10 protein-coding genes are annotated in these 9,366 nt (G+C 68.8%); 5 read left to right on the forward strand and 5 right to left on the reverse strand.

Annotation, left to right across the window (positions count from 1 at the left end; genetic code table 11):
- Positions 1-6: 6 nt before the first annotated feature.
- Positions 7-231 (forward strand): FmdB family zinc ribbon protein, encoded by a 225-nt coding sequence (locus K7711_RS38660; RefSeq protein ID WP_222976340.1) that lies wholly within the window; start codon positions 7-9, stop codon positions 229-231.
- A 38-nt stretch (positions 232-269) separates the two neighbouring features.
- Here the strand turns inward: K7711_RS38660 and K7711_RS38665 are convergent, their stop codons facing one another.
- Entirely contained in the window at positions 270-1,190 is a 921-nt protein-coding gene (locus tag K7711_RS38665; protein ID WP_222976342.1) for a helix-turn-helix transcriptional regulator, read from the reverse strand.
- Between the two features lie 150 nt (positions 1,191-1,340).
- On the opposite strand from K7711_RS38665, the gene K7711_RS38670 reads away from it, so the two are divergent.
- Positions 1,341-2,294, forward strand: a complete 954-nt coding sequence (locus K7711_RS38670) for an aldo/keto reductase (RefSeq protein ID WP_222976344.1) — start codon at positions 1,341-1,343, stop codon at positions 2,292-2,294.
- 25 nt (positions 2,295-2,319) lie between these two features.
- Here K7711_RS38670 and K7711_RS38675 read toward each other — a convergent pair whose 3' ends face one another.
- From K7711_RS38675 to K7711_RS38685, 3 genes are all read right to left on the reverse strand, one after another.
- On the reverse strand, positions 2,320-3,192 hold the full coding sequence (locus K7711_RS38675; RefSeq protein ID WP_222976347.1) for a class I SAM-dependent methyltransferase: 873 nt from the start codon (positions 3,190-3,192) through the stop codon (positions 2,320-2,322).
- A 64-nt stretch (positions 3,193-3,256) separates the two neighbouring features.
- On the reverse strand, positions 3,257-4,030 hold the full coding sequence (locus tag K7711_RS38680) for a transporter substrate-binding domain-containing protein (protein WP_222976348.1): 774 nt from the start codon (positions 4,028-4,030) through the stop codon (positions 3,257-3,259).
- Positions 4,031-4,121: 91 nt separating this feature from the next.
- Positions 4,122-4,466: a hypothetical protein gene (locus tag K7711_RS38685; RefSeq protein ID WP_222976350.1), complete on the reverse strand. Its 345-nt coding sequence runs from the start codon at positions 4,464-4,466 to the stop codon at positions 4,122-4,124.
- Positions 4,467-4,547: 81 nt separating this feature from the next.
- Here K7711_RS38685 and K7711_RS38690 point away from each other — a divergent pair, with 81 nt between their 5' ends.
- Entirely contained in the window at positions 4,548-5,513 is a 966-nt protein-coding gene (locus K7711_RS38690; protein ID WP_222976352.1) for a quinone oxidoreductase family protein, read from the forward strand.
- A 41-nt stretch (positions 5,514-5,554) separates the two neighbouring features.
- Here the strand turns inward: K7711_RS38690 and K7711_RS38695 are convergent, their stop codons facing one another.
- Complete coding sequence (locus K7711_RS38695; protein ID WP_235748417.1) at positions 5,555-6,229, reverse strand: TetR/AcrR family transcriptional regulator; 675 nt, start codon at positions 6,227-6,229, stop codon at positions 5,555-5,557.
- A gap of 54 nt (positions 6,230-6,283) precedes the next feature.
- On the opposite strand from K7711_RS38695, the gene K7711_RS38700 reads away from it, so the two are divergent.
- Both K7711_RS38700 and K7711_RS38705 read left to right on the forward strand, forming a co-directional pair.
- Positions 6,284-7,726 carry an FAD-dependent monooxygenase gene (locus K7711_RS38700; protein WP_222976354.1) on the forward strand — a complete coding sequence of 481 codons (1,443 nt, stop codon included), beginning with the start codon at positions 6,284-6,286 and terminating at the stop codon, positions 7,724-7,726.
- Between the two features lie 18 nt (positions 7,727-7,744).
- Positions 7,745-9,082, forward strand: a complete 1,338-nt coding sequence (locus K7711_RS38705; RefSeq protein ID WP_222976356.1) for a hypothetical protein — start codon at positions 7,745-7,747, stop codon at positions 9,080-9,082.
- Positions 9,083-9,366: the final 284 nt, after the last annotated feature.

A 9,366-nucleotide genomic window follows, 5' to 3' on the forward strand; every position in this document is an offset into this window, starting at 1 on the left:
TCGGGAATGCCGACCTACGCGTACCGCTGTCGCGAATGCACCGGAACCTTCGAACTCCAGCGGCCGATGAGCGAATCGGGCGCGCCCGCCGTATGTCCCGACGGCCACGCCGACACCGTCAAACTCCTCACCACCATCGCCCTGACGGGCTCGGCGAACAGCCCGGCGCCCGTCTCCGCACCGGCCCCCTCGGGCGGCGGTTGCTGCGGCGGCGGCTGCGGGTGCGGCTAGTGCCGCGTCCGCAGCGACCCCGGAAGAACAGCGACGGATCAGAGCGGCTCGGGCGTAGGTGAGTTGCGGGTGGGTTCTGCCGCCCGAGATTGGGTAGCTGCCCAGCTGGCGAGCAGTTTGAGCCGGTCTTCGGATGGGGTGCCGGGTTCGGCGGTGTAGGTGACCAGGTTGTGCACGGCTCGGCCGGACAGCGGTAGGTCGAGGGACTGGAAGGTCAGTTCCAGGTGGCCGACGTCGGGGTGCTGGAGCCGTTTGCTGCCGTCGTGGCGGATCAGGACGTCGTGCGCGGCCCACAGCCCGCGGAACTCGGGGCTCAGGGTGCACAGCTCGCCGATGAGTTCGCGCAGTGCCCGGTCGCGGGGCTCGCGCCCGGCTTCGGCGCGCAGCATGGCGGCGGTGGCATTGCCGGCGGCGTCCCAGTCGACGAAGAAGTCGTGTGCGCCGGGGTCGAGGAAGACGTAGCGGGCGATGTTGGGGCGGCCGCGCCGGTCGATGGTGGCGCTGTCGAACATCGGCGCGTGCAGGGCCCGGGCCAGGGGGTTGCTGGCGACGACGTCCGTGCGGCCGTTGCGTACGAACGCCGAGGACATCGTCATGGCGTCGAGCAGCCATTGAACCTGGGGCGGGACCTCGACGTCCCGGCGACGCGACAGCGCACGACTCGCGGGCCGCGATGACCGGGCCAGGTCGAACAGGTAAGTGCGTTCGTCGTCATCCAGTTGCAGGGCGCGAGCGACCGCGGCGAGGACGTCTTCGGACACGCCGCCGATGTGTCCCTTCTCGAGCCGCGTGTACCACTCCGTGCTCACTCCGGCGAGGACGGCGACCTCCTCACGCCGCAGCCCGGCGACCCGGCGACGGGCGTTGGTCGGCAGCCCGGCCTGCGCCGGGGTGATCTTCGCGCGCCGGCTGGCAAGGAAGTGCCGGACTTCGCCGCGGTTTCCGGGCTGCTGCTCCATGTCGTTCACGGTAGTCACTGGTTACGGCGCGAGGGGGGTTGAGCTCATACCCCCTGTGAACGCGACCTTCTCCGATAGCGGCCATCGCGGTCTCCTGGGATCGGGCGTTCCGACACGAGCCCAATGGTGATGAGAGATGAGGCAGGCGACATGACGAGCAAGACGCTGACAGTGCCCGCGATGGCGCTGGGCACGTGGGCCTGGGGAGACAGCGGCGAGGTGGGCGACGGCTATTTCGGCAGTCAGCTGACCGAGTCCGGCCTGCGAGAGGTCGTCGAGAAGGCGCAATCGAACGGGTTCACCCTGTGGGACACCGCGGTGGTGTACGGCATGGGCCACTCGGAGACGGTCCTCGCTCAGGCGCTGAAGGGCTACGCCCGCAGCGAGTTTCAGCTGTCGACGAAGTTCACCCCGCAGGTCGCGGGCGACCGCGACGATCCGGTCGCGGACATGCTGGAGCAGAGCCTGAACCGAATGGGCACGGACTATGTGGATCTGTACTGGATCCACAACCCTGCCGACGTCGCCCGTTGGACGCCGCTGCTGATACCGCTGCTGCAGAGCGGCAGGATCAGACATGTCGGCGTCTCGAACCACAACATGAAGGAGATCGCTCTCGCCGATCGGATCCTCGGCGAGGCCGGGTTCCGTGTGGAGGCGGTCCAGAACCACTACAGCCTCCTGTACCGGAGCTCTGAGCGCGCGGGCATCCTCGAGCACTGCCGCGAGCGCGACCTGCCGTTCTTTTCCTACATGGTCCTCGAGCAAGGGGCGCTGACCGGCAGGTACAGCCCGGCCCATCCGTTGCCGCAGGGCAGCAGCCGGGCGGCCGTGTACAACGGCATCCTGCCCCAGCTGCAGGCGCTGACGGACAGGATGGGGGCGATCGGCCAGGATCGAGGCGTGTCCGCCGCCGACGTCGCCACCGCCTGGGCCATCGCCAAGGGGACCACCCCGATCATCGGGGTCACGAAGGCGGGTCACATCGACGGGTTGGTCCGAGCTCGCGGCATCGAGCTCGCCGACGAGGAGATCGCGGAGCTGGAGGCACTGGCGGATGCTGCGGACGTCGACACGCGCGGCAGCTGGGAGCACGACATGTAGCGGTCGTCGCGGGCAGGACGCCGCACTAACGATCCGCGATCGCCATCCGGCCCAATCCGTAGAAGCGGGACTCGCGGGCCGGAATCGAGAGTTCTCGCACGATATCGTGCAGATCCCGGTCCGCGGTGACCGTCAGGCCGTATCCGGCCAGCAGCGCGTTCATCTGCTCCGCCGTCCAGGCCGAGATGTGCCGTTCGTGCTCGAGCGGATCCTTGCCGCCGGTCAGCCTGCTGTAGACGCGCAACGCCCGGCGGCCCAGCACCGCGACGCGGTTGTGCACCGGATAGGTCGCGATCAGGCGGCTGCCTACGGCCGAACGCTCGGCCACCACCGCGAGCGTCGACTCGACCTGCGCGCTGGTCAGGTACGGCAGCACGCCCTCCCAGATCCACGTCGTCGGCGCCGCCGGATCGTGGCCGGCCGCGGCGAGCGCGGACCCGAGGGAATCGCGACCGAAATCCACCGGAACGTAGGTCAGCGATTTCGCCACCGGTTCGAGTCCTTCGGCCCGCTCGCGCTTATCGCCTTGGGAGGCAGGGTGATCCACCTCGAACACCGCGACCGCGGCCAGTTCGGGCATCCGCCAGGCACGCGCGTCCAGGCCCGCGCCGAGCAACACCAGCTGCGGATTTCCCGCCTCACGCACGGCGTCATCGATCGCGACCGTTCGAGTCACCAGCACCGCGGCGGTCGCGTTGAGCATCTCGTGGCGCATCCGCGCCCGCCAGCCCGAGGGCGCCTTCCCGGACCGGGCCAGCTCCACCTCCGCGCGCTCGTCGTCGCGAAGTAGTTGCGCGGCAACAGGATCGGCGAACCGGCCGGTTGCCAGTCGCCCGTCCCCCACCGCGCGCCCCTGACACACCAGTACCGCCGTGCGGCTGGCCTCGGTCTCCTTCACCCCGTCACCTCACCGTCGCTCGACTTGCGCTGTGCCCGATGGACATTCGCGTGGGCCGCGTATCTCAGGCGGTCGCATGCGGGCCGATCCAGGCGTCGAAGGCGCGGTCCGTTCCGCCGGTCGCGAGCTGGCTCGCCAGCCAGCCGTTCACCTCGGCGGCCAGCAGTGGATCGTTGCGGCGCAGCAGGAAGATCTTGCCCGAGGAGTCGAACGGGTGATCCGGATGCAGCACACGCAGCCCGGGATGCTGTCGCACCCGATAGCGACCTTCCACCGAATCGGTGACGAAGACGTCGGCGCGACCTCGATCCAGCTGATCGACCATGGTCAGATTATCCGGCCACAGGATCAACCGCGCAGCCGGGAAATGCGTGCGCGCGAACGCCTCGTTGGTCCCGCCGGGATTCACCACGACGCGCACACCGGGCCGGTTGATCTGCTCGATCGTCGCGTAGCGGCTCGCGTCGGCGGCCCGCACGATGGGCGCCTTGCCGTCGGTGCCGTAATTGATCGAGAAGTCCGCGTAGGACCGCCGCGAGGCCGAATCGGAGATGCCGCCCGCGGCGATGTCGCAGTGCTTCGCACCGAAGTCCGCGGCCATGGTGGACCAGGTCGTCGGAACGAATTCCACCGGCTGGTGCAGTATTTCGCCGAGACCACGAACCAGGTCGACATCGATGCCGCGGTAACCGCCGTGCCCGTCGCTCACCGAGTAGGGCGGATAGTCGCCGGTGGTGCAGACCCGCAGGGCCGCGGGCGCAGCGGCAGCCGGAACCGCCACCGGGACCAGGGACAGCGCACCGACCGCCGCCGCGGTCACCAAACGCCGAATTCGCATGACTCCCGCCATCGTTCGTAGCGGCTGCCCGCAGACGAGCAGCGCCCGAGCTTGTGCCGGGCGCTGCAGACGATACGGGATGCGAACCGGGTCAGCGTTCGTTTCGCGCCCGGGGGAACCGGGTCTGGTGCGCGACCCAACCGGCCATCTTCGCCCAGTGCCCGGTGGCCGGCGTGGCCACGGAGGTCAACTCGCGATCCCAGTGCTCGGTTTCGCTCAGTCCGGACACGGCCTCGACCACGGCCTTCGCGGTGGCCAGATCGTCGACGACGCGGTCGCCCAGGACGCCGTCACTGCCGACCAGGGTGATGCGGACGCCGATGCGGCCGATCGGCTGCAGCACCGCGGTCGCGGAACCGCCGTGGGCGGCGACGAAATCCTCGACCGAATCGATCACGGCGGAGGACGGCTTGGCTGGGGCCGCGGATGCACTCATGACGGCGAGTTTACCGCCCGGTAGGTCCGTTCCGGCACACTGCCGGGAATGATCACAGCCCGGCGGGTGTAGAACCGACACATGCATGCGATTCAGGTTTCCGAGCTGGGCGGTCCCGAGGTCCTGCAGTACACCGAGGTAGCCGATCCGGTGATCGGCCCCGGCCAGGTCCTCGTCGATACCGAAGCGATCGGCATCAACTTCATCGATACGTACATCCGCAGCGGCGTCTACCAGACCGTCCCGCCCTACATCCCGGGGGCCGAGGGCTCGGGCGTGGTCTCAGCGGTCGGCTCCGAGGTGACCGATATCCGGGTCGGCGACCGGATCGCCTGGGCGGCCGGACCGGGGAGCTATGCGGAGAAGGTCGCCGTCGACGCCGCGGTCGCGGTTCCGGTGCCGGACGGCGTGGAACCGCCAGTGGCCGCCTCGGCACTGCTGCAGGGGATGACCGCGCACTATCTGATCGAGTCGGTCTACACGCCCGAGGCCGGGGAAACCGTTCTGGTGCACGCGGGTTCGGGTGGCGTGGGACTGATCCTGACCCAGCTGGCCGCCGCGCGGGGCGTGCGCGTGATCACCACCGTCTCCACCGACGAGAAGGAGGCGCTCTCCCGCGAGGCCGGTGCCGCCGAGGTGCTGCGCTACGGCCAGGATCTGGCCGATCGGGTGCGGGCGCTGACCGGCGGTGAAGGTGTGGCCGCGGTCTACGACGGCGTAGGCAAGGACACCTTCGAAGCGAGCCTGGCCTCGCTGCGGATCCGCGGGATGCTGGCGCTGTTCGGTGGCGCCAGCGGACAAGTGCCGCCGTTCGATCTGCAGCGCCTCAACAGTAGCGGCTCGCTGTTCATCACCCGCCCCACCCTCGTTCACTACACCCGCGATCGTGCCGAATTGCTCTGGCGTGCAGGCGATATCATGAACGCCATCGCCTCGGGCGCCCTGCGGGTGCGGGTCGGCGCGACCTATCCGCTGGCCGATGCCGAACGCGCGCACCGGGATCTGGAGAGCCGCAACACCACCGGCTCGATCGTGCTGCTGCCCTGACGATCTCCCAGCACGCCGGACGAGGGTGACATCCCTCGCGGTCACCCTCGTTTCGCGTCCTCTCGGTAGTCCCGCCCGGTCAGACCCCGGTAGACGAACCGCGTGAGGCCCTCGACGGCCTCGTCGTCACTCAGCTCCACCTGCCCCTCTTCGATCACCTCGAGCAGCCCGTGGATCGCCAGGAACATCATCGCGAGACTCGCCTCGGGCGTGCTGGGTAACCGCAAACCCGCGGCGTCGAAGCCGTCCAGATGAGTCGCGACCTCATTGCGATGCTCCGCCGCGAAATGCGCCGCCACCTGGGCGAAATCCCCGTTGACCAGCGCGGCCTGATTCACCGCGTGCAGCACCGGCCAGTTCCGCCGGGTGAATCGCCAGTACGCCGCCACATGGAAGCGCACCGCCTCCGGATCGGTGAAGTCCGGATTGTGCTCCTGCTCCTCGGCAGCGGAATCCCCTTCGGCGGCAAAGTCTTCCAGTAACGCCTGGAGCAATTCTTCCTTGCTCGCGAAGTGGTTGTAGAACGAGCCCGCCGCGCGCCCGGCGGCCGTGGTGATGTCGGTGATCTTGGTGTTCAGATAGCCGCGCTCGGCGAACAGCCGCCTGGCCGCGTCCTTGAGCGCCTGTTCGGTCTCCGCCGAACGCTCCTTGCGCCCGCCTTTCGCCACGCCACCCGCGGCCATCGCGACCACCTCCTTGACAGCGGACCCTACCAACCTCGATACTGAATCTACATTCACTGAACATAGATTCATAAATGGAGAGACGCCATGACCTCGCAGGTACTCATCGCCGGAGCCGGCCCGACCGGACTCACCCTCGCCATCGATCTGGCCCGCCGGGGCGTCGACGTCCGGATTGTCGAGCGGGCCACGGAATTCTTCGCCGGGTCGCGCGGCGACGGCATCCAACCGCGCACGCTCGAGGTGTTCGAGGATCTCGGCGTCCTGGACGCGATCCACGCCGCGGGCATACCGGTCCCGCTGACCCGGATGTTCCTGGACGGGAATCCGGTCGGCGAACGTCGCATGAGCGAAGTGCGCGAGCCCACCCCGGCCGTGCCGTATCCGAATCCGTGGATGCTGGGTCAATCCGACACCGAGGCGATCCTGCGCGCCCGCTTGGCCGAATTCGGTGTCCAGGTCGAATTGTCCACCGCCCTGGCCACATTCACCCAGGACGACACCGGGGTCTCCGCTGTCCTGGAGGGGCCCGGTGGTAGCGAGACGGTGCGCGCGGACTACCTGGTCGGCGCCGACGGCGGCCGCAGCACCGTGCGCAAGACGCTCGGCATCGCATTCGAAGGCACCACCGACGAATCGATCCGGATGCTGCTCGGCGACGTGCCGGTCCAAGCCCTGGACCTGGACTACGGATACTGGTTCGCCGCCGCGCAGGAGCCGATGAACGGCATCGCGCTCACCCCGCTCGCAGGCCGGCATCTGTTCCAGTTCGCGGCGCCCCTCGCACAGGACGCCGAACCCACCCGCGCCGTACTCCAGGACGCGCTCGACCGTGTCTCCGGACGCACCGACCTCGTCGTCGGCGAACCAGAATGGTCGACCGTGTGGCGGCCGAACATCCGCCTGGCACAACGCTTCCGGGACGGGCGGGTGTTCCTGGCCGGAGACGCCGCACACGCGCATCCCCCGACCGGCGGGCAGGGCCTCAACACCGGCGTCCAGGACGGCTACAACCTCGGCTGGAAACTGGCCGCCGCACTCGACGGCGACATCACCGCACCGGACACCTACGAATCCGAACGACGCGCCGTCGCCGCACAAGTCCTCGGCCTGAGCTCGGCACTGCTGGACAAACACATCTCCGGGACCGACGACGCGATGGACCGAGGCGAAGACACCCATCAACTCGACATCACCTACCGGGCAACGAATGCGACCGGCCGCCTGGTGGCCGGCGATCGCGCACCCGACGCGCCCCTGCGCCGCGCCGACGGCAGCACCGTGCGGCTGTTCGAACTGTTCCGCGGGCCGCACGCCACCCTGCTCGACTTCGGCGACGAAACCGACTCCGCGGCCGCACCGACCGACCCCGACACCCGGACGTACTTGCTGGTCGGACCCGACACCACTCCCCGCGACGGACAACTCGTCGCGATCGGCTCGCACGCCTTCACCGAGTACGCGGCCGACACCGGCACCCGGGTGCTGATCCGCCCCGACGGATACCTGGCCTGGCGCAACGACAAGTGACCCGGCTGCGGCGCGGCAGTGCCGATCATGCATCATCTGTGCTGCCGCGCAAGCCGATTCGCCCGGATCCCCGTACCCTTTACGGAGGCCGGGCAGCTGCTCGCTCGGTCGGCAACGAGGCATCGGGCAGGGGTTGATCAGATGTTGGTGAAGGTTCGTGGTGACGACCCGTCGCGGCTGTCCAGCACCGAACGCACAGTGGTGAACTGGCTCAAGTCGTGGACCGGAGCACACGCGTTACCCGGCATCGCGGTCGTCAAATCCGACAGCGCCGACGTCATCGTGTGGACGCCGAAGACCTGCGTGGTCGTCGTCCTCAAAGGCTTCACCGAACGAGTGAACGGCACCCTGGCCTGCTCGGCCACCGAGCCGTGGACGATCGAAGGCGAGATCGCACCACTCGAAGGCGTGCAGAGCGGCACCGAGCCGATGGAAGAAGTGAACGCACGGACTCGCGGACTCGAGCACGAAATGCGCTCCGCCCCAGGGCGCGAAGGCGTCGCGGTGACCGGCATCGTGCTGGTGATCCCCCAGCTCGGCACGCGAATCGCAGTGGAGAAAGGGCCGATGCCCAGCGGGATCGATGTGGTTGTGGGAGATGGTCCGTCGTCGCTTCGGGCCTACTTCAACCGGATCGCCGGGGACGAATCCGGGAACAATCCGGCGCCGCCCGATTCCTGGGATGCCGCGCAAGTCGGGCAGGCGCTGGGGACGCTCGGGTTCGCTGCTGCCGCAACATATTCCGATCTGATCGCGGAAGGGTTTCCGGCGCCCGCGGACCGTGGGCGGGGGCGGGAAACCGCTGCGCCACCGGCGCCTGCTGCGCCGGTGGCGCCTGTGGCGGCTGCGCCTGCGGTGCCGATGCCGGCTGTTCCGTTGACCGGTAGTGCGCCGCGGCCGCGGCCGCAGCAGGCGGCGCCTCCTCCGCCTCCGCCGCCTGCAGGTTCGCAGCAGCAGGGGCCGCCGCGGGAGTTCGTGCCGCCGCCGGGGTATCCGCAGGGGCGTGTGCAGCAGGTGCGCGAATCCGGTTCCGGGGCAGCGCCTTACCCGAGTCAGGCGCAGCCGTATTCGGTTCCGTTCGATCCTCGGCCTGCGCCTGAGGAGCCTCGGCGGCGGGGGCGGGGGGTTGTGCCGTTGGTGTTGTTGGCGTTTCTGGTGGTCGTGTTGGCGGTTGCGGCTACCTGCACGGGGGGTGGGAATACGTCGCATCCGAGTACGGGGCCGGGGGTTACTACCTCTGAGACGGATGAGTTCGGTACGCCGAGTGGGACTGGGACTACTACGCCTGATCCGACTATTCCTTCGGAAACGGTTGGGCCGGTTTGTTATCCGTTGCAGCCTTGTCCTGGGCGGTGATCGGGGGTCAGGGCTGGGGCGGTGTGGCAGGGGTGAGCGGGAACGTTCGCCTCTGCTTTGCTGTGGCGGGAGTAGGTGGAGGGTGTTCGCCTCCGCTTCGCTCCGGCGGGAGTAAAGGAGGGGCGGGCGGCCTCCGCAAGCTCCGGCGGGAGTAGCTCTGTATTTTTGGCCTCCGCTTCGCTCCGGCGGGTTTTCGGCGCTGTAAGGCTCGTCGTTCAGCCCTCGAGACTCGGCCTTCGGCCATGCGCTTCGAGGGCTGAACGACGAGCCCGCGCCGAAAACCT

This window comes from Nocardia coffeae, assembly GCF_019890715.1.
Lineage (GTDB): Bacteria > Actinomycetota > Actinomycetes > Mycobacteriales > Mycobacteriaceae > Nocardia > Nocardia jiangxiensis.

Bases quoted from the DNA above. Each gene is read 5' to 3' on its own strand.
- K7711_RS38660 (WP_222976340.1), top strand. From the start codon at position 7: ATGCCGACCTACGCGTACCGCTGTCGCGAATGCACCGGAACCTTCGAA.
- K7711_RS38665 (WP_222976342.1), bottom strand. From the start codon at position 1,190: ATGGAGCAGCAGCCCGGAAACCGCGGCGAAGTCCGGCACTTCCTTGCC.
- K7711_RS38670 (WP_222976344.1), top strand. From the start codon at position 1,341: ATGACGAGCAAGACGCTGACAGTGCCCGCGATGGCGCTGGGCACGTGG.
- K7711_RS38680 (WP_222976348.1), bottom strand. From the start codon at position 4,030: ATGCGAATTCGGCGTTTGGTGACCGCGGCGGCGGTCGGTGCGCTGTCC.
- K7711_RS38685 (WP_222976350.1), bottom strand. From the start codon at position 4,466: ATGAGTGCATCCGCGGCCCCAGCCAAGCCGTCCTCCGCCGTGATCGAT.
- K7711_RS38690 (WP_222976352.1), top strand. From the start codon at position 4,548: ATGCATGCGATTCAGGTTTCCGAGCTGGGCGGTCCCGAGGTCCTGCAG.
- K7711_RS38700 (WP_222976354.1), top strand. From the start codon at position 6,284: ATGACCTCGCAGGTACTCATCGCCGGAGCCGGCCCGACCGGACTCACC.